Origin of the sequence: Kamptonema sp. PCC 6506 (genome assembly GCF_000180455.1) — a bacterium.
Classification (GTDB): domain Bacteria; phylum Cyanobacteriota; class Cyanobacteriia; order Cyanobacteriales; family Microcoleaceae; genus Kamptonema; species Kamptonema formosum.
Genome location: NZ_CACA01000106.1, coordinates 1 through 23185, shown reverse-complemented (window position 1 = coordinate 23185; position 23185 = coordinate 1). Strand labels below are relative to the sequence as shown.

At 45.0% G+C, this 23185-nt stretch carries 11 protein-coding genes, 1 pseudogene and 1 riboswitch; of the genes and pseudogenes, 4 read left to right on the top strand and 8 right to left on the bottom strand.

The features are described 5' to 3' along the window. Positions 1 to 352 (bottom strand): annotated as a pseudogene (locus OSCI_RS06365) (hypothetical protein); the annotation flags it as partial. Positions 353 to 1593: 1241 nt separating this feature from the next. On the opposite strand from OSCI_RS06365, the gene OSCI_RS06360 reads away from it, so the two are divergent. Beyond that, positions 1594 to 3225, top strand: coding sequence for an MBL fold metallo-hydrolase (locus OSCI_RS06360; protein WP_007354055.1), 1632 nt, complete (start codon positions 1594 to 1596; stop codon positions 3223 to 3225). A gap of 288 nt (positions 3226 to 3513) precedes the next feature. Here the strand turns inward: OSCI_RS06360 and OSCI_RS06355 are convergent, their stop codons facing one another. From OSCI_RS06355 to OSCI_RS06335, 5 genes are all read right to left on the bottom strand, one after another. After that, the gene (locus OSCI_RS06355) at positions 3514 to 7557 is read right to left on the bottom strand and encodes a non-ribosomal peptide synthetase (RefSeq protein ID WP_007354054.1); all 4044 of its coding nucleotides are present in this window, start codon (positions 7555 to 7557) and stop codon (positions 3514 to 3516) included. 92 nt (positions 7558 to 7649) lie between these two features. Next, positions 7650 to 8252 carry a HEPN domain-containing protein gene (locus OSCI_RS06350; protein WP_007354053.1) on the bottom strand — a complete coding sequence of 201 codons (603 nt, stop codon included), beginning with the start codon at positions 8250 to 8252 and terminating at the stop codon, positions 7650 to 7652. Between the two features lie 9 nt (positions 8253 to 8261). Next, on the bottom strand, positions 8262 to 9296 hold the full coding sequence (locus OSCI_RS06345; RefSeq protein WP_007354052.1) for a ParA family protein: 1035 nt from the start codon (positions 9294 to 9296) through the stop codon (positions 8262 to 8264). A gap of 33 nt (positions 9297 to 9329) precedes the next feature. Continuing rightward, a complete protein-coding gene (locus tag OSCI_RS31310; protein ID WP_007354051.1) occupies positions 9330 to 10241 on the bottom strand; it encodes a phosphopantetheine-binding protein in 912 nt (303 codons plus the stop codon). After that, entirely contained in the window at positions 10238 to 14173 is a 3936-nt protein-coding gene (locus OSCI_RS06335) for an amino acid adenylation domain-containing protein (RefSeq protein WP_007354050.1), read from the bottom strand. The genes OSCI_RS31310 and OSCI_RS06335 overlap by 4 nt, the downstream gene beginning before the upstream one ends. Before the next feature lie 248 nt (positions 14174 to 14421). On the opposite strand from OSCI_RS06335, the gene OSCI_RS06330 reads away from it, so the two are divergent. Further along, positions 14422 to 15531 (top strand): alpha/beta fold hydrolase, encoded by a 1110-nt coding sequence (locus tag OSCI_RS06330; RefSeq protein ID WP_026103819.1) that lies wholly within the window; start codon positions 14422 to 14424, stop codon positions 15529 to 15531. A 125-nt stretch (positions 15532 to 15656) separates the two neighbouring features. Here OSCI_RS06330 and OSCI_RS06325 read toward each other — a convergent pair whose 3' ends face one another. Both OSCI_RS06325 and OSCI_RS06320 read right to left on the bottom strand, forming a co-directional pair. Continuing rightward, positions 15657 to 18989 (bottom strand): non-ribosomal peptide synthetase, encoded by a 3333-nt coding sequence (locus OSCI_RS06325; protein ID WP_007354048.1) that lies wholly within the window; start codon positions 18987 to 18989, stop codon positions 15657 to 15659. A gap of 257 nt (positions 18990 to 19246) precedes the next feature. Further along, positions 19247 to 20500: a bifunctional cobalt-precorrin-7 (C(5))-methyltransferase/cobalt-precorrin-6B (C(15))-methyltransferase gene (locus tag OSCI_RS06320; RefSeq protein WP_007354047.1), complete on the bottom strand. Its 1254-nt coding sequence runs from the start codon at positions 20498 to 20500 to the stop codon at positions 19247 to 19249. A 101-nt stretch (positions 20501 to 20601) separates the two neighbouring features. Continuing rightward, positions 20602 to 20660: riboswitch (adenosylcobalamin-variant (AdoCbl-variant) riboswitch) on the top strand. 61 nt (positions 20661 to 20721) lie between these two features. Between OSCI_RS06320 and cobG the strand changes: the two genes are divergently transcribed. Next, positions 20722 to 22347, top strand: coding sequence for a precorrin-3B synthase (cobG, locus tag OSCI_RS06315; protein ID WP_019487681.1), 1626 nt, complete (start codon positions 20722 to 20724; stop codon positions 22345 to 22347). 186 nt (positions 22348 to 22533) lie between these two features. After that, positions 22534 to 23160 carry a precorrin-8X methylmutase gene (locus tag OSCI_RS06310; RefSeq protein WP_019487682.1) on the top strand — a complete coding sequence of 209 codons (627 nt, stop codon included), beginning with the start codon at positions 22534 to 22536 and terminating at the stop codon, positions 23158 to 23160. Positions 23161 to 23185: the final 25 nt, after the last annotated feature.

Below are 23185 nucleotides of genomic sequence, written 5' to 3'. Positions count from 1 at the left end.
GCTTTTGCAAAGCTTCGTAACTTTCTAGCAATTCCTTTGACTGTGCAACAGAATTTTCTGGGGACTCAGCCGTTCCACTCTCGTGACTTTGGCCCTCAGTTGTTTCATCTTTCAATTTTGAAACCTGTTTCGGAGATCCCGAACCATGTTGCAAGGAAAAAGTTAACTCTGCTCCATTGCTAGACTTGAGCAACTCGCTTCGAGCTATGCGCTCGAATAGCTCAGATTTTGATATGCCCAGCTTTTCTGCGATCACAGTCAAGCGATTAGCCCCTGTCGGTGTCAGCGAGACTCCGACCTTGACTTTGCTCTCTAAATATGTACTAACAACATTTCGTTTGTTTTTTGGCATTGGCCTTTTCCTTTGCCAATCTACACAAATTAGTGTAGTGGCTTAAATGTGTCCTCTAAATCTTATTATTTATTAAATTCTGTATTTGAGAGCATTTTTAATTCGATCTCGTAATATTGAGTTTAACTTTACAGTTCGCCCTTGCTGCATAACTGCAACAGGAAAACATCACCTATTTCTGCTAAAGAAACGGCTTCTGAAAGTAGAGAAGCGAGCGTAAGTCACTCTATAAACCCGCTTAGTGCAGCGCACCTTGGCGTTCTCATCAAATGTGGTAAATTTCTCTACCAAATTTTTTGTTTTTCAGCTTATGCCTACAAGCAATCTGAGAAATTTTTTAGTCTTTGAATGAGAAATAGGGAAAAGTTTTTAGCAAAAGATTTTGAAATTTCGTTTGCTTTTACCCTTTCACGTTCTTTTTATACAATGCACTGAAGGCTGATGATATTAAGAATTATCACAATAAATTAAGTTCCGAATTGATTGGCTAAAGTCCTTACCAATAAAGGATTTGAATATACTAATGCTACCAAGATTTGTTACAAACAATAATAATTCTACTTGTTTTAGAGGTTTTCGTATTTCTTTATAATTAGCATAAAACCTATGGCAGGTAATAATTTTGTCGATTCTATTGTTCTCAGACAAAAGTTCCTACTATAAATATTTGTATAGATATGTCAAAATTACCTCAATGAAACTATCTCAAGTTGGTGCAAGAATGTCACGATGCCTGCGGCTGGCTGCGCCCGCAAATGTTAGGAGTATGTAAAGAATTGTTGCAAAATTAAGGGTGTGGACTGGCGATCGTTGAGCTACTAATGCTGAGTTTGAGAGCTTAGGCGTACAGTAGGAAGAGAACCTACGTAATTACTGGGATTTATTTGTAGTTACTATCCCACAAAAATTTGCGGAAAATAAACTGTAAAAAAGAAATAGATCGATACTCTCTCTTTGCAAATTGGTCAGCAGCCTCACAAGATCATAAAGCGGACGGATAATTAGTGCCTATTTTTGAAAGTAAATTTTATAACTCCCCTAGCGATAGCGAGTCGCTCTACAAGTCACCTAGTTTATGGCACGATGAAAAAAGAACCTAAATATTAAACTTGAACAAAAGTAAACTTTGGAAAAGTTTAAATAAGTTCTATGAAGCAAACTGATTAAATCAGGACGCTCTCGCTATAGCATTGAAAGTTGCGACGCAAGTTGCTTAGGATTGCAGGGGGCTAACCATCGTGATGGAGCTGGAATGTTTACCTTATGGTGCAGGTCATGCAGAGGATGGCCTCTGTTTGCTGGTGCGAATGGGGCAGCACCGGATTTTACTAGACTGCGGCCTAAAGGACATTTCACCGCTAATATCTTCAGAAAAATCCCTGCCAGCGGACTTAGTTTTTTGTACCCATGCCCACCCAGACCATGCTAGAGGTTTGCTAGCACTCCACCAGTCTTTCCCGCAATTGCCGATTTACGCCAGCGAGGTGACAACCCAACTCCTAGCCTTGAATTGGCCAGAGTTGGCAGCTAGCGAGCACCCACGGTTTTGTCAGGCCTTGCCTTGGCACTCTCCAGTTGAACTCCGCAGAGGTCTAGGGGTGCAGTTGTTCCCCTCCGGGCACCTACCAGGAGCAGCGGCAATATTGCTGACCTATGCGGCTCCGCACCGCACCTACTCCCTGGTTTACACGGGAGATTTTTTTCTATCTAATTCTCGCTTAGTTGAAGGATTGCCCTTGGGAGACCTCCGAGGACTCAAGCCAGACGTACTGATTCTCGAAGGTAGTTATGGCACGGCGCGTCATCCCCACCGCCGCCAATTGGAAAATCAGCTAGCAGAGCGCATCCACCGCGCGATCGCAGATGGTTACTCGGTACTTCTACCTACATCAACTCTCGGACTTGGGCAAGAATTGCTGATGCTACTACGGAGTCATCACTACTTCACTGGCAGAGACTTAGATATCTGGGTTGATGGGGCCGTTGCCCAAGGTTGCGACGCTTACCTGGAACTTTTACCCCATTTTCCTACAGCCGTTCAGAATTTTGCCCAACATCAACCCCTATTTTGGGACGAACGGGTGCGTCCTCGCCTACGCCGCTTGTCTCCAGAACAGCGCGGTATTCTCGGTAAAGCACCCTGCATTATCATCACTGACGAAACAGCGGATTTAAGTCTCTACGTTACTAAGCAAAATGGCCCTTGGATATTGCTGCTACCTCAAAAGCCGGGATACCCGCCGAAAGGGTGGCCGGAAACCTTACAGGGGTCGGGACTTCGTAGTGTAGAAAGCTATCTACTCGCGGAGCATTCTGATGGCCCCGGCACTACGCAGCTTATTCACAATTTGCGCCCTCAGCATATAATTTTCGTTCACGGCTCCCCAACTTATTTAGCTGATTTGGCGAACTTGGATGAGTTGCGGAACCGTTACCAGTTGCATACTCCAGCGGCGGGTACGTTGGTAGAGTTGCCGATTGGCGAGACATTTTTGCAACCTGCGATGCCAGAAACTCACTATGAAGGGGAGTTGGCGGAGATGGGGACGGAGGTAGCAATTAGTTTACCGAATACTATTGCCTCCGATCCGCGCTGGTCAAATTTTGCGGATACGGGTTTGGTAGAGGCCCGTTGGCAGGGTGAGGAGTTAGTATTGCGCGGGCTCTCGCAGCGGGAATTGATTAGTATTGGTAGCGATCGCCCTTTGCCGGTAGAGTTAGAATGTTGCGGCAATTGTCAGCACTTCCGAGGACAGCGTTGTTGGAGTCCTCTATCGCCTTTGTTTGGCTTTAAGGTTACGCCTGATGGGTTTTGTCCCGTTTTTGAATCGATTCATACTTCCGATCCGTCTAGTGATGAGCAATCGCTTTAAGAGGATTAGTATAAGCTTGCCATCTGTTGTATGACAGACCACGCAGGGAGTCATAAGTAGAAGGAAGAAGGAAGAAGGAAGAAGGAAGAAGGAAAAAGGAAGAATGTTTATACACTCAGCTTTTTAGCCATCCCGATCTTATGTTTAATTAGGTGGATTTACTGATCATGTCCGGTTAAATACTTGCCATTTTAAATACTTGTCATTGCGAGCCAAGCGCAGCGCTTGGCTCGCAATGACAGATCGTAAGTAATTTGCCGGACAGGATATCAAAGTGCAACTGCGAAATTAAAAAGTTTTGAAACATTGTTTTAGCTGTTGGGCGAGGACTTGAACGTGGGGCGATCTGAGCATGGTTAAGTGATTTCCAGGTACTTTAATAACTTCTACTTTGTCGTTAGTTAGTTCGCTCCATCCAAGGGTAAAATCCCGATCGTCTGTACTTGTTTGTGCAGTCGATCGCACGAGAGTAATCTTATTATAGTAAGTTTCCGGGGCGTAAGCCAGAGTTGCTTTGCTGTTAGCTTTAAACACAGCAAATATCGGTTTAATAACTTTATTTAGTTTAACAATTCTAGAGGCGAAACTTTCATCGAAAAAGTTATCAGAAGCAGCCAGCAGACGAAAATAATCTAATAGAAAAGGCCAAACCGATCGCAGCGCTATTGTGAATAGAAACTTACAGCCATCCCAAAAGGAAATTTGATTTGAGGGAATTGGTGCTAAAGTGTCGAGTACCGCCAGCAAAGCCACGCGATCGCCCGATTTTTGCAACTGTTGAGCCATCTCAAAAGCAACTAAACCTCCAAATGACCAACCTCCTAAAAAATACGGCCCTTGCGGCTGCACTTCACGCAGTGCGGCGATATAAAAAGCCGCCATATCTTCAATGCTAGTTAAGGGAGAACATTCTCCGTCAATGCCTTGCGGTTGCAGCGCATAAAACGGTTGGTCTGTTCCTAACTCTGCTGCTAATTTATAATAAGGGAAAACTACACCGAAGATAGGATGGACGCAAAAGAATGGCGGATTTGAACCTTGAGAATTAATGGCAACTAAAGGCGAATTTGGTAAAGAATTTTTGCCTGCATTTAGGCAATTTGCTAAAGTTTCAATAGTGGAATTTATGAATAATGAAGATAGCGGTAAATCCTGCTGAAATTGCTTGTTAATCCGATCGATCAGGCGAACAGCCAGCAGCGAATCTCCTCCTAAATCGAAGAAGTTATCGCTAATGCCAACTCGATCGAGATTGAGAATTGAAACCCAGATTTGGGCAAGGGTTGATTCGGTTGGCGTGCGGGGATCTACAAAAGCGGAATCGCCCGATACGGCTGTTAGGTTTTCGGGCGAAGATAGGCGGCGGCGGTCGATTTTGCCGTTAGGAGTTAGCGGCAAATAATCGATAATTTCAAAAGCATTCGGCATCATGTATGGCGGCAGCTTTGATTTTAAGAAATTCCGCACTTCGAGAGGGTTTGGTTTCGGATTGTTGGGAACAATATAAGCAATTAGGCGCTGATTTCCCGATGAATCGTTGCAGGCGATCGCGGCGGTTTCTTGCACTCCCGGATGCTGTCTCAATACTGCTTCAATTTCGCCCAATTCGATGCGAAAACCCCGCACTTTTACCTGTTCGTCAATGCGGCATAAGAATTCGATGTTGCCGTCGGGAAGGTAGCGAGCTAAATCACCAGTTTTATAAATTTGCGCTCCTTCTTTATCGCTAAAAGGATTAGGAATAAAGCGCTGTCGTGTTAAGTGCGATCGGTTGAGATATCCTCTAGCCACTCCCAAGCCGCTGACGTGGAGTTCGCCCGGAATGCCGATGGGTACTGGCTGCAAATTTTGGTCTAAAATATAGATTTGAGTATGAAGAATTGGGCGACCAATCGACACTTTTTGATGTTCGTTAAGTTCGGCAATACTTGACCAGACAGTAGCTTCGGTAGGGCCGTAAGCATTAAAAAACTGGCGGTTTTTAGCCCAGAGTGTAACAAGATACTGCGAACAAGATTCGCCTGCAACGATCAGAGTTTGGAGTGCGGGAAGTTCTGCTTTTGGCAATAGTTTTAAAACAGCGGGTGGAAGGGTGACGTGGCTAATAGCATTGTCGTCCAAAAATTGGATTAAAGGCTTTCCGGGTAATAGAGCTTCTTTGGTTGCTAAGTAAAGCCTTGATCCCGATCTCAGTGCCATAACTATTTCAAAGATTGAGGCATCAAAACTGAGAGATGCAAATTGCAAAACGCGGTGATTGGGCTGCAATTTAAAAGTTTCTATTTGAGCATCAGCTAAATTTGACAGTCCTTTATGTTCGATTAAAACGCCTTTTGGTTTTCCTGTTGAACCTGAAGTATAGATAACGTAAGCGAGGTTTTTAGGAGTTACATTGCTAATTGGATTTTGTTGGCTTTCTCGCGCGATCGCATCCCGATCTCGATCGAGGCAAACTACAGTTAGATTGGGGATTTGGCAATCTGGTTGCGCTTTGGCGGTAAAGCGGGTTAAGTGCTGTTGAGTAGTTAGCAAGATGGATATGCCAGCATCCTCTAACATGAAGTTAAGCCGTTCTTGGGGATAATTTGGATCTAAAGGTAGATAGGCTCCGCCTGCTTTGAGAATGCCTAACAATCCTGCGATCGCATCTAGAGAGCGAGCGATACAAATGCCTACTAAAACTTCCGGCTTAACTCCCCTTTGCTGTAAATAATGCGCGATTTTGTTGGCTTTTTTATTAAGTTCGCGGTAGGTTAAATATTGGTTTTCAAAGACTGCCGCGATCGCGTCTGGCGATCGCTCTACTTGGATCTCAAATAACTGATGGAAACACAGTTTAATTTTACTCGATTTTCGCTCTTCCTCTTGACAAATAGAGGTAATATTGGGTTCTATTTTAGATAGATTATTAAATTCTACAAGTATTTGGTTTCGCTCGGCTGGCGTGAGAATTTGCAAGTCAGAAAGCCGCTGTTTGGGATTGGCAACAATGCTTTCTAATAGCGTTTGAAAATGATTTAGCATTCGGGCGATCGTCGCGCTGTCAAATAAATCCGTACTGTAGGTTATTTGCCCTTTAATACCTGCCAAATCCTCCCACAAATTAAACTCTAAATCGAGCTTAGCAGTACCCGCATCAAAGTCAATCGAGCTCCAAGTTAGTTCCGGCAATTCTAGCGCTGCTGTGGGCGTATTTTGCAGGCTAAAACTAATTTGAAATAAAGGATTGCGGCTCAAATCGCGATCTGGGTGTAGTGCTTCTACTAGCTTCTCAAAAGGCAAATCCTGGTGCGCCCAAGCTGCTACTGTCACCTCTTTAGTCCAACTCAAAAGTTCCTGAAAAGTGGGGTTTCCCAACAAATCGACACGCAAAACTAAAGTATTGACAAAAAATCCAATTAGCCCTTCTAATTCCGTGCGGTTGCGGTTGGCGATCGGCGTTCCTATTGCAATATTTTCTTGCCCGGTGTAGTGGTAAAGTAGGGTTTGAAAGGCTGCCAGTAAAGTTACAAATAAAGTCGCGTTTTCTTGCTTGCTTAATGAGTTTAGCTGCTCGCTCAAAAGCGACGACAGCGTTAGAAATTGTCGAGCGCCGCAGTAGGTGGGAACGGGCGGCCTGGGGTGCGCGATCGGCAAATTTAGGAGGTCAATTTCTTTTAAATGTTGCCGCCAATAAGTTAGCTGAGTTTCTAATACTTCACCCTGCAACCATTGGTGCTGCCATTCTGCAAAGTCGGCGTATTGAAGGGGGAGTTCAGGCAGCGAATACAGCTCGTTTTTTGCAAAATTTTTGTACAGCGATGTTAGTTCCCGAATTAACACCGCGATCGACCAACCATCAGCAATAATGTGATGGAAATTCAGCAAGAGTACATATTCTGCTGTCCCCAATTGCAACAGCTTTACTCTTAACAGCGGGCCTTTTTCTAAATCGAATGGTAGCTGCGATTCTGCAATTGCCCGTTGCTTTACGGTAGTTTCTTGCTGAGTTAGCGGTAAATTTTGTAAGTCAATTTTGGGAAGAGATACCGTTAATTCTGAGGCAATAATTTGCGACAATTGCCCTTCTACCATTGCAAAAGTTGTGCGTAAAATTTCGTGGCGGCGGACAATTTTGTTGAATGCTTGTTCTAAGGCGATTAAGTTGAGGAAACCTGTTAAGCGGAGTGCGGTTGAGACATTGTAGAAAGGATTGCCAGGAGCTAATTGATTGAGGAACCAAAGCCGCTGCTGGGCAAAAGATGCGGGGAAGACTAATACTTCTGTTTCTTCGGGAAGATTAAGCTTTTCTTTACCAGCCGGGAGGGAATTGTCGGAAAGATAGTTAGTCATATCAAATTATCAGGCAAGCCTCAAAGGAAAGCGTGTACAAAGTAGCTTCTAAATATTACATAGAGAAAATTTCATCTCTTTCATTAAAATCTTTACCAAGGCAATACTAGACTATAACTCGTTTCGATATGCTGCTTCATGCCGAGGTCGGTAACATTCACAAGATGTGTAAAAAACACATCAACATCATCTATCGCTTTAGCCGTAAGCCGAACTTTTCCGGTTGCTGTTTGAGTCCAAGAAAGCGCGGGAATAGCAAAACCATGTGCAAAACTGTGCCGCACTCTTAAAATCTCATTGAGCTTCTGCCGAACGGCTAATCCGCTCAAGCTTCTTGCAGACCAAATCCAATCGCCAATAGGATCGTAACCAGTGTTTTGAATCAGAAGGTTTCGCGTGTTCTCCGCGTTTGGTGTATTAAATCTTTCAAGTGCGCGTTCCGCCGCATCTCTAGCAATAGAATGTACGGCATGAAATTTGGGATCTAAAGGATTTGCAGTTGCAGCGAAAAAATTGCGAACGAGTTCGTTTATGTAAGCATCCCATACAGCAACAAATGCAGCTAGAGCGGAGTGATAGTAGACTTGAGTTTGACTGCGCGATATTGGTTGCAAGCGGGGATCTGTAGCTGTTTCGCGAAGTGTTCTAGCCGTGTTGGACGCTGTTTTGTACTTCAATGCTGCTGGTGACGGCACGGCGATTTCCTAAAGACAATTCACGAACTGTTCGAGTGCATACCGGTATTTTTCCAGTGGGCCTGGATTCAATTGCACGCGCTCACCTGCGATGTTCTTTGGACCCGGTTTTAACTTATGTAAGGGTGTACCAGTTGTAGCAGCGACAACACAGGCACTGTGATAATCGGGGATTTCAATAAAGGTGTTACTTGGGGATTCTTTGGGGTTTGCAAAAATATGACGATGATTCCTGTATATATCATCCATCGTCTGCTTAATAGTTTTATTTACAGCTTTAAATGCCTTGCTCGCTTTTCCTTCGTACAAAGTCATCCGGTTGCTCACAAATGTATGTAACTTTGGTACAGGTACACCATCTTCCTTGGCACGTTTTCCAAAGCTGATTCGTGCGTATGGTGCTGTATGTTGATCGGTGATACTATAGAGGAGTGCAACGACATTCTCTATGGCACGACGGGAACTGTCATCGGCTGTAAATGGCACAACAACGCCATCTGCCGCAACTAAAGCAAGCTGTGTATAGATCGCAAAACTAGGGTTACAGTCAATGACGAAGAGAGTGTCTCGATCCCCACTTTGTTTGCGAAGAGCAACTGTCAAATCCTGTACCCAAGTTAGCACCTGTTTCCAAGCATCAATTGGGATCGAAAGTTGGGATGTCTGTCGGATTGCTTCAGAGATTATTTCGAGGAGATTGTCCCCACATACTAGCCTCAAATTTTCTGGTATGTTCGGATTGAATTGTTTAGGTTCACACAGGTAGGGTGATACGTCTTCAATCATTTTAAAAGGGGAGTTCAGGCGTGCTTCAAGGTATCCCGCTACCGTCGCACGCGGAGTCTTAGTGTTTAAAGAACGTATTGCCTCTGGGCTAGTGAGATACCCACCAAATAGAGTTTCTGAAACATTCGCTTGCGGACATAGATCAATTACGTAGACATCAGAATCAGGGTGACGGTGAGCATATTCAGAAGCAGCGACAAAGCAAAGGAAGCTCTTGCCGACACCACCTTTATTGTTCCAGAAAGCGTATGAACTCATTGGGTGTATTTTTTTTAAAGGACAATAGAGTTTTCATCCTCTGTCTTTGCTTTCTTGGTTGAGGGAGGATAATTTGAGCCTGCGGCTCTCGCGAGAGACGGGAACTAAGGCTGGTACTTTAATTTTAGCACTGCTGTCCTTTAAACTATCAACAATTTTAGACAATTCTGCAATTGTCGGCGCTTCAAATACGCAGCGCAAAGGCAACTCGACCCCGCAAGCATCCCGCACTCTAGAAACAAGCTGAGTTGCTAACAGCGAATGGCCGCCTAATTCAAAGAAGTTGTCGCGAATACCCGCTCGTTTTATTCCCAAAATTTCTAGCCAAATTCTCACTAAAACTTCCTCAGTTGGAGTTTGCGGTGCGGCATAACTTCCAGCCCATTCTAACTTAACAGGTTCCGGTGTAGGTAAGGCACGCCGATCGACCTTTCCATTCGGTGTCAACGGCAGCGATTCCAGCACGGCAAAAGCTGCTGGAATCATATATTCCGGCAGCTTTTCTGCTAAGTAAGCTTGCAGTTGGGGCACTAATTTACGGGCGGCTTTAGCTTGCAGGGGGTTGTTAGCATAAGAGTGCCAAGGGCGCGGGCGATCGCCTGTTTCTTCTACCGTAAAATCTCTCTCTTCTCCCCCTACAAATACTACATCATAGCAGCCTTTATTGCTAGGATTAGACCAATTAATATTAACTGTATATGGTACATCCAAAGCATACCATGTTTCCGGTTCTATTCCTAAATTAGGAAGTTCTTGTAAAGCTTTTTGCAACTGAATTGCTGTTTTAAATTTATCCGAATTAAACAGCCACTCTGCCGCCTGAACCGCTGCTGCAACTCGCGCATTTGGCACATTGGCAATCTTTAAAATATCCGGTTTATTTTCAACTAAAATCTGGCGCACTTTTGCCGCCGTCAAATCTTTATTTTGAGAAGACCAGTTCATCCATATCTCTTTTTCCTCTCCCCTTCCCCCCTTACCAAGGGGGGGACTGAGGGGGGGTTTGCGGAATCTATTTCACCTGCCAGATGAAGAATCACATTATAACGAAACTGAGTTAACTCATTGTGAAATGTACCGCGCAGCAGTTGAATTTCTACGTCGCTGATTTGCGGAAATTGGTGCTTTAATGCCCTAAAAAAATCTGGGTCAATGACTAATTCTGTTTCTTGGAAAATCTGCATTTGTACCCGCTGCTGCAACTGTTCGATAGTTGCAGAAGGGGGCGATCGATACAATTCCACAGCCGCATGAAAAGCTGCCAATAAAGGCAAGTTTCGCACGTCGCCGATGAAAATGCTACCGCCAGGAGCCACTGCTTTTACAGCACCTTCTAATACCTGTAAAAGATAGTCAAGGCTGGGAAAATACTGCACTACAGAATTGAGAACTACCATATCAAATGTTGCTGCTTCTATGCCATCAAAATCGGTCGCCATTTTTGGCAACAGCGTTACATTCGCCAAGTCGCGATCGCGCAAATGCTGCTGAATGTAATCAATCGACTGCGGCGAAAAGTCCGTACCCCAATACTGGGTGCAGTGCGGGGCAATTTGGAACAGCAGCAAGCCGGTACCGCAGCCAATTTCTAATACTCGATCTGGCTGTAATTTCAAAATTTGGGCGGCTTGATTATTTGCCCACTCGCGTATTTGTTCAGGCGCGATCGCCTCCCCGGTATAACTGCTATTCCAGCCTGTAATATTGAACGTTGGATCTGTGCCGCTAGCAGGTTGTTTATAAGTTTCACCATACAGCATTTGCCACTGCAAAACTTGCTCCGCCTGCAATTGCTGAATATCCGTTTCTTCGGCAAGATTGCATTCAGGATTCAGGGCAACATAAGCAACTAAACGTTTTTCTCCCTCCCCATCTTGGGAAGCCATGACTACAGTTTGCTGCACCGCTGGATGCTGAGCTAAGACTGATTCAATTTCTCCTAATTCGATGCGGAAACCCCGAATTTGTACTTGTTCGTCGAGGCGACCTAAAAACTCCAGATTGCCATCATTTCGGTAGCGAACTAAGTCACCTGTTTTGTATAGTTGGGAATGTTCTCTTGGCTGTTTTAACTCAGACTGGATAGTAAAAGGATTGGGAATAAATTTTTCTTGAGTTAATTCTGGTCGGTTGAGATAGCCCCTAGCAACTCCGCAGCCGCCGAGGTACAATTCGCCAGCAACACCAACGGGTACGGGCTGCAAATACTTGTCCAATACATACACTTGAACGTTAGCGATCGCGCGTCCGATATCGGGTGCTGTATCCGCTTGCTCCCTAACAGGAATTGTGCCGGATGTTGCCACAACAGTAGTCTCAGTTGGGCCGTAATTATTCACTACTTTAAAAGGATGCCTCGCTGAAGGATACTGGCGGAGTTTGTCGCCTCCTGTTAGCAAAATTCGCAAAGCAGAATCAGCAGGCCAATCTAATAGCAAAACTTGTTCGGCTAAAGGTGTTGGCAAAAAGCTAACACTGATTTCATTTGATAGCAGCCATTCCTGCAACCGATCCGGCGATCGCCTAATGTCATCATCAGCAAAATAAATACTAGCCCCCGCAGCCAAATAAGGCCAGATTTCCCACCCGAAAGCATCGAAAGCAATCCCGGCAACCTGGGAGGCGCGATCGCACGCCGAAATTGCAAACTCTTGCTGATGCCAAAAAATCAGATTTAACAAGCTACAATGCTCGATTTGCACTCCTTTCGGCTTGCCAGTGGAACCGGATGTATAGATGACGCAAGCCAGATTTTCTGCTGCAACTGGGGCGATCGCACAATCGGGATTTTCTCGATCGCTACTCTCCCCACTCTTATCCAAATCAACCACAATCGGATTGTAAGTTTCTCCGCTTTCACTACGACTTTCGCTATTAGCTTGGAGTTTAAACCCCTGGTGGGTAAGCACTACGGGGACACGAGCATCTTCTAACATCAAGTTCAAGCGATCGCGCGGATAAGTCGGATCTAAAGGCAAGTAAGCTCCTCCCGCTTTCAGAATGCCCAGCATCCCGACGATCGCATCAGGCGATCGCTCTACGCAAATCCCCACCAAAACTTCCGCACCCACCCCGATTTTTTGCAAATAATGCGCTAATTTGTTGCTGCGAATATTTAGCTCTCGATAGGAAATCTTTTCCTCTCCAAATACCAAAGCTATAGCATCGGGAGTTTGCTCTGCTTGAATTTCAAATAACTGGTGAAGGCATAAACCTTTTGGATAATTAATTTGATTTTTATTCCATTTAACTAACAGTAACTCTCGCTCAGCGTCGGTCAAAATCTCTAAATTTGCAATCTGTGCATCGGGATTAGCAACAATACTTGACAACACCATTTCAAAATGCCCTAGCATCCGCACAATAGTAGCTTCATCAAACAAATCCGCGCTGTAAATTACAAAACCGCTAATGCCATCGGCACAATCAACCCACAGCTTATTATCGGGCGATCGCTCCCACAAATGAAACTCCAAATCGAACCTAGCCGTCCCTGCATCCAACTGCTGCGGCCTCAAAGTCAATCCTGGCAATTCTAATTTGTCCGCAGGCGCATTTTGCAGCGCAAATACCACCTGAAATAAGGGATTTTGGTTCAAAGCGCGATCGGGATGCAGTTCCTCAACCAGCTTTTCAAATGGTACATCTTGGTGCGCGTAAGCTCCCAATGCCACTTCTTTTACCCTGTTTAAAAGCTCCCGAAAAGTTGGGTTTCCCGACAGATCGGTTCGCAGCACCAAACTGTTGACAAAGAATCCAATTAAGGATTCAATTTCACTGCGGTTACGGTTAGCGATCGGAGTTCCAACTGCAATATCAGGCTGCTGCGAATAGCGGAAAAGTAGCGTTTGAAAAGCCGCCAGCAACGTCATAAATAACGTCACTCCTTCGCGCTGGCTGAAAGCTTCTAAAGCCTCGCTTAATTGTTTTGGTAGTTGCAAAAATAGCCGTTTTCCCCGGTAACTTTGCACCGCAGGCCGGGGTCGATCGGTCTGCAAATTCAACATAGAAATACCCTCTAACTGCCGCCGCCAATAAGTTAATTGAGTTTCTAAAACATCACCTTGCAGCCGATCGCGCTGCCACCCTGCAAAATCAGCATACTGAATAGATAATTCCCGTAAAGGCGAAGATTTTTTACTAGCAAAAGCCGGATAAAGCGCCCCCAATTCCTGAACCAGCACCCCGATCGACCACCCATCAGATACAATGTGGTGCATATTCAGTATCAGCAAATATTCAGTTGCATCTAACTGCAATAAAGTTACTCGCAGCAGCGGGCAGACTGATAAATTAAAAGGTCGCTGCGCCTCCTCAGTTATCAACCGTTGGGCCTCAATTTCTCGTTTGGCTGACGGCAAATTTCGCAAATCCAAAAGAGCGATCGGCACATTAACAGCCGCAGCTATCTTTTGAACTGGCTGCCCATTTACCACCGCAAAAGTCGTCCGTAAAGCTTCATGTCTGCACACAATTTCATCAAAACTTTGTTGCAGCGCCCCAAAATCAACCGCGCCCGTCATCCGCACCGCAGCCGGAACATTATAAAATGGATTATTCGGTACTAATTTATCCATAAACCACAGCCTCTGCTGTGCAAAAGAAAGCGGTATAATTCCTTCCCGCGAAACAGGTACTAGGTTGGTAGTAGTAGAATTAGCAGCTTTTAAAAGTGAAATAATTTCCGACTTTTTGTTCAATATTTCCGCCCGCATTTCCGCAGTCATAACTCCTTCAGGAGCATTGCAGCGCAGGGTTTCGCCCTCGATAAAAATATTAATATCCAGACTGCGAAGGCGCGATAGGAACTCAACCAACCCCTCCTTAACGGAATCTCCAACTTGTGGCGGTAAACTCGACATTTTCGGTTCTGGCATTTTGAGTTATCCTGCGATCGCATTGACCAATTAATAAAATAAATTTTCCAACCAGATAAATAATATTAAATTCGGTTAAATTAAGGCGCTACAGCTAAGGACAAGGCAGCGCCATGTCCATACAAATATAATGGGTAATTAACTAGACTTGATATCAAAGTTTATCTCACTCGTAGCCAATTTTGGTCTAACTTAAGTATGATCCTGTTGGACAAACCAACCAAAATTAGAGCGCAAGGTTTTAGCTTATGCCGTTCATGCCACTCAATTTTCTGCTTGTATGGCTGATGGGACTGCTGTCCTTCGGAATACTTGGTGGAGGTATCTACATTCTTTACGAATGGTACATCGGCGAACTTGTAGCCACGTCATACTTAGTTAGCGGAATCTTAATGGTTCTTTGGTCTTTTGGCGGTCGTTTTATTAGCTTACCGCTATTTCGTCGCCCCGGAACTGACGAACCTAAGCCAACGCGGACGGGTACGGTGCAGCGGTTAAAAAGACCAGATGGCACTGTTTTACAAGTAGAATTCTACGGCCCAGAAGACGGACAGCCGATTATTTTATCGCACGGTTGGGGGCCAAATAGTATGGTTTGGTATTACGTAAAACAGCAATTGAGCAATCGATTTCGAGTGATAGTTTGGGATTTGCCGGGACTAGGAAAATCCACTCGACCGAGAAACAGCGATTATTCCCTAGAAAAACTTGCCCGCGATCTTGAAGCCGTCGTTGCCATAGCCGGAGATAAACCTGTATTCCTGCTCGGACACAGCATGGGAGGCATGATTTCCCTAACATTTTGCCGCTTGTTTCCAGAACATCTCGGCCGCCGAGTAGCTGGTTTAATCCTGGTAGATACGACTTATACAAATCCCGTCAAAACCAGTATTTTTACCGGTTTGTTGCGTGCTTTGCAAAAGCCTTTGCTCGAACCAATACTGCGTATCGCCTCAATTCTTTCTCCGATTTTGTGGTTGATGACTTGGCAGAGTTATCTCAACGGTTCGCTATACCTCAGCGTAGAAATATCGGGATTTAAAGGCACAGAAACTCGCGGTCAATTAGACTTTTCAGCATTCTTGTCAGCCTTGGGTTCTCCCCGCGTTCTCGCGCTTGGCACGCTGGCAATGTTCAAATACGATGAAACAAAAACTTTGGCAGGAATTAGCGTTCCTGTGCTAGTTATCTGCGGCAATTCAGATATTGTTACTCTCCCGGCTGCTAGCCAGCGGATGAAAGCAGAATTACCGGAAGCAGAATTGATTACTTTAAAGCCGGGGGGACACATGGCATTGATGGAGAAGAACCAGCAGTTTGCGGAAGTTATTAGGGCTTTTTGTGCTTCGCGATCGTGATTTTTCGCTATAGTCACCCTCACTGATAAATCCTGCCCATCCATGAGAGTCATTTTTTATTGTGGGATGGGCCGGAGAACCCGTCCTAGTTATTTTTACAAATACCAAAAAATCGGTGTATTGCGTCAAAATTGCACATCTTCTCTAGCATCTACTGCCTGCTGTGAAACCTGTTGATTTTTCGCCGCCCAACAAACAGTCTCAATGTATTTTGCTAGACTTGCCGTTGTTGGGGACTCAAACAAATTTCTGACCGACAATTCTATTTGAAAAGCGTCTCGGATGCGGGAAATTAACTGAGTTGCCAGCAGCGAATGCCCGCCTAATTCAAAGAAATTATCGCAAACGCTCACTTGCTGTTTTCCCAAAACTTTAGCCCAAATTTGGGCAACTACTTCTTCAACTTCAGTCCGAGGCGCTCGATAATTCTCTTGGCTATCGCCTATTTCTGCATCTATCTTAAGTAACACCGCGCGATCGACTTTACCGTTAGGATTCAGGGGCAACGATTCCAAAACTCCCAAAGTTTTGGGAACCATATACCCAGGAAGTTTCTGTTTCAAAAATTCCCGCAAATTATCCGCTTGCAGTTGGTTAACTTGGAGTTGGTAATTAATGCTATCGATAACAATATAAGCAGCCAGATATTTGTCTCCAGAAATATTTTCTCTAACAATTACCGCCGCTGCTTTCACTCCTGGGTACTGATTGAGCATTGCTTCAATTTCTCCCAATTCGATTCTGTACCCGCGAATCTTTACCTGGCTGTCAATGCGACCTAAAAATTCGATATTTCCGTCGGGAAGGTAGCGGGCTAAATCGCCAGTTTTATAAAGTTTTGCATTCCTTAATTCTCCTAACTCAGAATTAGCAGTAAAAGGATTAGCAATAAATTTTTCTGCTGTTAAATCGGGACGGTTAAGATAGCACTCAGCGAGTCCATCGCCGCCGACGTGCAGTTCGCCCGGAATGCCGATCGGCACTGGTTGTAAATAGCTATCTAATATATAAATTTGCGTGTTTGCAATCGGCAAGCCGATGGGGACTGACGCTGCTTGTTTTGGTACACCTTGCAACTTGTAAAAAGTAGAAAATGTGGTGTTCTCTGTCGGGCCGTAAACGTGAATTAAATGTTCTGGCGGCCCTTTTTGGAGAACTTCTCGCACGCATTTCGGATCGGCAACTTCTCCTCCAAATAGCAAATACCTGAGCGAATTAAATGCTTGCGGAACACTTGCAGCCATTTTTTGGAACAAGGCAGTAGTTAAGAATAAAATAGTAATACCTTGTTGGCGAATTTCGGAAGCTAACTCCCGGGGTGAAAGCATTGTCTCTGTATTAATTATTACCACGTGAGCTCCGTTCAATAAAGCTCCCCAAATCTCAAATGTAGCTGCGTCAAATGATGTGTTTGAGACTTGAGCAACTTTATCGGCAGCTAATAGTTTTACGTAATTTGTATTAATTACTAGCCGATTTACCGCTTTGTGGGGAATAGCAACACCTTTGGGTTTTCCAGTTGAACCGGATGTGTAAATAAGGTAAGCTAGATTGTCTGAGGTTGCGGTGTTAGCCAGATTTGCCGTGCTTTCTTTAGCGAAAATTTCCCGATCGTCCAGACAGGCGATCGCGCCCTCAAATCCCGCAAAAATATCCGCCAACTTTGACTGTACTAGCAATACATTAACTCCGGCATCTGCTAACATAAAATTGAGGCGATCGCCAGGATAACTCGGATCTAAAGGCAAGTAAGCTCCCCCCGCTTTCAAAATGCCCAACATTCCGATAATTGTATCTGGCGATCGCGCAGCACAAATCCCCACTAAAACACCCGCGCCCACCCCCAATTTTTGCAAATAATGTGCTAGTTGATTGCTGCGATCGTTGACTTCTCGATAAGTGAATTGTTGGTCTGCAAAAGTCAGGGCGATCGCGCTAGAATTTTGCTCGACTATCGCCTCAAATAACTCGTGTACGCACTTATTTCTCGGATAATCTCTCCGAGTATTATTGCATTCAATTAACAGCCGTTGCCGTTCAGCTTCGCTCAACAGAGGCAAGTTAGCAATTCGCCGTTCTGGGTTAGCAATAATGCTTGACAAAAGTATCTTAAAATGTTCTAACATTCTGCTAATGGCAGCTCGATCGAATAAATCCGTGTTGTAGATTGCTGCGCCTCTAAAACTGTCCGCATACTGCCAATCTTTCCCATAGAAACTCCTGAAATTGTCCGCAGCATCCCACAAGTGAAATTCCAAATCGAAACGCGCTGTTTTTACTTCCAAATTGACATAACTCAACTTTAATCCGGGCAACTGTAGCTGCTGTGAAGGCGCATTTTGCAGGCTGAATACCACCTGAAACAGCGGGTTTTGATGCAAAGAACGCTCCGGCTGTAATTCTTCCACCAGTTGCTCAAAAGGCACATCTTGGCGGGCATAAGCAGACATTGTTACTTCCCGAACGCGGCTTAAAAGTTCTCGAAAAGTTGGGTTTCCCGATAAGTCAGTTCGCAGCACTAAAGTATTGACAAAAAAACCGATTAAGCCTTCAATTTCGCTGCGGTTGCGGTTAGCGATCGGTGTGCCAATCGCAATATCTGACTGCTGCGAATAGCGGTACAGTAATACTTGAAATGCTGCTAGTAAAGTCATAAATAAAGTCGCCCTTTCTCGCTGCGAAAGCGCTTTTAACTCGTTGCTCAAATGCGGCGGCAGCTCGAAAAATTCAGTAGCTCCCCGGTAGCTTTGTGCAGCTAATTTAGGTCGAGCGATCGGTAAATTTAACGCCTGAATACCTGTCAATTGCTGCCGCCAATAAACTAACTGAGTTTCTAATACTTCCCCCTGCAAACATTCGCGCTGCCATTCCGAAAAATCGGCATATTGCAGCGGCAATTCTGGCAGTTCAGAAGAGCGCTCGTCTACCAAAGTGGTATAGATAATTCCCAGTTCCCGAATCAACACTCCAAGCGACCAATCATCCGCAACAATATGATGTATATTTATTAATAAAATATGCTCGGTTTCCGACAAACAAATCAGCAGGCCCCGTAGCAGCGGCCCTGTTAATAAATCAAAAGGTTTCTCCGCCTCCAGTTCCGCTAATTTCATGGCTTCTGTTTCCCGTTTTTCTGCGGGTATCTTCTGCAAGTCGGATATATTGAAAACAAACTTTAAATTCGGAGAAATTACTTGTACAGGCTGCCCGTCTACCTCCGCAAAAGTTGTCCGCAAAACTTCATGCCTGCCCACAATTTGATCGAGCGCCCGTTCCAGACAATCCTGGTTGAGTACACCTGTTAAACGCAGTGCGGTTGTGACGTTGTAGAAATGATTGTTCGGCGCTAATTGATCGAGAAACCACAGCCGCTGTTGAGCAAAAGATGCCGGAAACACGAACACTTCTGCTGCTTCAGAAATCTTGAGTTTTTGTCGTTCGTCAAAAATTTCACTCATTGGTTATGTTGCTAAATTTTAGAATTTTTTATAAATTTATCTAAGAATAGCAATTTATGGCAGAAATTGTCCAACACGAGGAAAATATTAATGATAAGTAGAAGGAAGAAGGAAGAGGGAAGAGGGAAGAAGGAAGAAGGAAGAACGCTTATACAGCAAACTTTTTAGCCATCGGTATCTTATGTTTAATTAGGTGGATTTACTTAGATGCCGAACAAAAACTATTTTATAGCTGAGAATTTATATAGGGATAAGTTCTATGAAGCAGGCTTAACTGCGATCCATTGGGTAATCGGTGCAGAAGGTTTCCAACCTAAAAAAGAGCCGATCGCGACTGTGCGATCGATACTAATCCGAATCAGCTCACCTCCATACTCGCTATGCCATTGTAGCACTTTGAGCTCGCTCTCAATGGTCACAGCATTTACTACTAGGCGGCCGTGCGATCGCAGTGCATTCCAGCAGGTTTCAAATAGAGTATCAGTAGTAGCACCGCCGCCAATGAAAACCGCATCAGGTTGAGGCAAGTCTTTTAAAGCCTCTGGCGCTTCTCCCGCAACAATTTTGAGACTGGGAACGCCAAGGGCGGCGGCATTATCGGCAATGTATTGTAGTCTGGTTTGATGACGTTCGATCGCGATCGCGCGGCAGTGGCGATGACTCCGCATCCACTCAATCGCGATCGAACCGCAGCCAGCACCCACATCCCAGAGCAATTCTCCCGGAATTGGAGCTAAAGTTGAGAGAGTGATGGCTCGAACTTCCCGTTTCGTAAGTTGTCCGTCGTGGTGAAAGGCGATATCCGGTAAGCCGGAAATTCGGGGTAGGGGGAATGTTCCGGGAGTGGCGATAACTGCCATTGCGATCGTATTCAAATCAGCTAAATCCGTTGCCTCCCACGTCGCTGCAATGCCCTCAATTACTCGTTCTAACTCCCCCCCCATCCGCTCTAATATAGCGATCTGGCTGTCACCAAAGCCGCGCTCTGTTAGCATTGCGGCAACCTTAGCGGGGGTATGTTTGTCTGCACTCAGAACTAGCAAGCGTGCGCCGGGATAGAAAGCAGATGCGATCGCAGCGATCGGGCGGTTTGTTAAGCTAAAAGTTTCAATTTCCGCAAGGGGCCATCCCAAACGGGCACAAGCCAGACTGAAAGCCGATGCAGCCGGAATAATAGTTATTTGCGAGATGGGAATGCGGCGGGTGAGGGTTACGCCAATGCCGTGACACATCGGATCGCCGCTGGCTAAAATGCAGACAGGTTGTCCTTGGCGGCGGATAATTTCATCAATTGTCGCCTCAATAGGAGATGCCCAAACTAACTTTTCGCGATCGTCTTTTGGCAGCATTGCTAAGTGACGCGCGCCGCCGACAATAATTTTAGCGCGATCGATTAGGGATTGCGCGATCGCGCTTAATCCAGATAGTCCATCTTCACCAATACCCACTACTGAAAGCCATTTTTGCTGAGGACTGGGAATTAGAGATTGAGTGGAGACTTGGCTTGTCATTTCTGATAGATTTTACGGCATCGCTTTTTTGGGAATTATAGACGAAGGAAGAAGGAAGAATAAAAGCGATCGCATACGTGATATTATTCTAGAACCTGAATATGGGAAAGTCCGGTGTAATTCCGGCGCTGTGCCGCAACTGTCAAAGCCAGAACGCCATTGAGGGGGTGCTTTTAGCACGTTCACACTCGATTCCCTGCGTCGCATGGGGAGGATGTTGCTTGTTATCTTTACCTGATTTACCAACCTGTCCAGGTTTATTTTATGGCTCCGTTGCTCGAGATGGGATCTTATCTCGGATGCGGATTCCAGGGGGAATCTTAAATACAGTACAATGTTGTGCGATCGCGGATCTGACTGAGGAATTAGGCGGCGGCTACGTGCAAGTCACTAATCGGGCTAATTTACAGATCCGGGAAATGCGATCGATAATTGGTACTGAAGTCTTTACCAAATTACAAGAATTAGGGATAGCGCCATCCTATCTGGAAATAGACCCGCTTCGCAATATTATGGCAAGTCCCACAGCGGGAATTGACTCACAGCAATTACTCGATACTCGCCTCCTGGTTAAGGAGTTTGACGATTACTTGCAGACACATCCTGAATTATCGGCATTATCGCCTAAGTTCAGTATTTGCTTTGACGGCGGAGAGTCTGTTTCTGTGCGCGATCGCCTGAATGATATTATTTTAGTTGCAGAAAGGCGATCGCCCTTAAAAGAAATTGTTTTTCGCCTGTTTCTGAACGAGACAAAGTATCCCGACACAGGTATTATTATCCCCCAATCTCAGTGTATATCAGTCTTAGCAGCTTGCGCTCAAGTTTATCTGAATTATACCAAAGATCGCGGCTTAATTAAGGATCGGAAACCACGCCTGCGCCACTTACTGGAAGATTGGGGTCAAGATTTCTATCTCGAACAAATTGAAAAATATTTGTCTTTTCCTTTGCAAAGAATTTCACCTGAAAAGGGGATGACTCCAGTTTTAACCAATGGCAATCAATCTGATTTTGAATACAAGATAAATCCTGTTAAGACCAAGACAAATCAAGGTCATTTTGGCGAAGATATAAATCAATTCCCCACAAAAGCAACAACGAAAGACTTGCAAAATTCTGTATTTTCAAGTTATAATTATCTTGGCATTCATCTTCAAAATCAACCAGGTTTATCCTATATTGGGATTGCCTTATCTCTAGGCAAACTGGAATCTAAACAATTGCGAAGCTTAGCAAATTTAGCACAAACTTATGGCAGCGGTACAATCCGGCTTACGCCTTGGCAAAATCTGCTAATTTCTGATATCCCCAACTCTCAACTTCCTGATATCAAACAAGCCATTACTGCATTAGGATTACACTGGTCAGCAAATCGTCCAGATAGTGCATTAATTGCCTGTTCAGGCAAGACTGGTTGCGCTTCGGGTGCGACAGATACTCAAGGTGATGCCTTAAAATTGGCGAAGGATTTAGGAACAAAATTAAGGTTAGATCGACCAATTAATATTCACTTTAGCGGTTGCCAAAAATCCTGTGCCCAACATAATCCTAGCGAGATTACTTTATTGGGAACTGAAATTAAAAATGGGAGTCAGAAGATAGCATCATATATTATGTATGTGGGTGCAAAAGATTCACCCTTTGGGCGGCAACTCTTCCCAGACGTAAATCCGGCTGATATATCATCTTTAATAGAAGGAATGCTGCGAGTTTATCAAAAGATGCGATCGCCCAATGAGTCTTTCGGTGAATTTGCCGATCGCCATCCCATTTCTCAGTTACAACAGTGGTTAAATCCCACTCAAATTCAACATTCTGCATCCCATTCGGTAACTGAAGTATAGCGCAACCACCAAGGCGTTTAAGGCACTCTGAATTGCTAAAGCCTTGATTCTCTTCCCCTCTTCCCTTCTTCCCCTAGCCCCTAGCCCCTAGCCCCTAACCCCTTCTTCCCCCTAGCCCCTAGCCCCTAGCCCCTAACCCCTTCTTCCCCTAGCCCCTAGCCCCTAGCCCCTAGCCCCTATAATTTAATGGATTATATTCGAGACGGGACTGAAATTTACCTCAAATCCTTTGCCATTATTAGAGCAGAAGCAGATTTATCAAGTTTACCTGCGGATTTAGAATCCCTAGCAGTACGCCTGATACATAGCTGCGGCATGACAGACATTGTAGCAGACTTAGCAGCTTCCCCCGGAGCCGCGATTGCCGGACGCAAAGCCCTAGCTGATGGTGCACCCATCCTCTGCGATTCTCGCATGGTAGCCCAAGGCATCACGCGATCGCGCCTCCCCGTTGATAATGCGATAATTTGTACGCTTCAACACCCCGATGTCCCCGCCTTGGCGCAGCGAATAGGAAACACGAGATCGGCTGCGGCGCTGGAATTATGGCAGGATGATTTAAAAGGTGCAGTAGTGGCGATCGGCAATGCCCCTACAGCCCTATTTAGATTACTGGAATTACTGGATGCGGGAATGCCAAAACCCGCTTTAATTCTGGGTTTTCCAGTGGGGTTTGTGGGGGCGGCAGAATCCAAGGCTGAACTCGCTGCCAATAGTCGAGGCGTACCATTTATTACCTTACACGGCCGCCGGGGAGGTAGCGCAATGGCGACAGCGGCCGTGAATGCGTTAGCAAAATTAGATGAAATTTGATAATTGTTAACTGTTAACTGTAACT

What these genes read in the sequence shown, in the direction of transcription:
- OSCI_RS06360 (WP_007354055.1), top strand. Translation starts at nt 1,594, where the DNA reads ATGGAGCTGGAATGTTTACCTTATGGTGCAGGTCATGCAGAGGATGGC.
- OSCI_RS06355 (WP_007354054.1), bottom strand. Translation starts at nt 7,557, where the DNA reads ATGACTAACTATCTTTCCGACAATTCCCTCCCGGCTGGTAAAGAAAAG.
- OSCI_RS06345 (WP_007354052.1), bottom strand. Translation starts at nt 9,296, where the DNA reads ATGAGTTCATACGCTTTCTGGAACAATAAAGGTGGTGTCGGCAAGAGC.
- OSCI_RS31310 (WP_007354051.1), bottom strand. Translation starts at nt 10,241, where the DNA reads ATGAACTGGTCTTCTCAAAATAAAGATTTGACGGCGGCAAAAGTGCGC.
- OSCI_RS06335 (WP_007354050.1), bottom strand. Translation starts at nt 14,173, where the DNA reads ATGCCAGAACCGAAAATGTCGAGTTTACCGCCACAAGTTGGAGATTCC.
- OSCI_RS06330 (WP_026103819.1), top strand. Translation starts at nt 14,422, where the DNA reads ATGCCGTTCATGCCACTCAATTTTCTGCTTGTATGGCTGATGGGACTG.
- OSCI_RS06325 (WP_007354048.1), bottom strand. Translation starts at nt 18,989, where the DNA reads ATGAGTGAAATTTTTGACGAACGACAAAAACTCAAGATTTCTGAAGCA.
- OSCI_RS06320 (WP_007354047.1), bottom strand. Translation starts at nt 20,500, where the DNA reads ATGACAAGCCAAGTCTCCACTCAATCTCTAATTCCCAGTCCTCAGCAA.
- OSCI_RS06310 (WP_019487682.1), top strand. Translation starts at nt 22,534, where the DNA reads ATGGATTATATTCGAGACGGGACTGAAATTTACCTCAAATCCTTTGCC.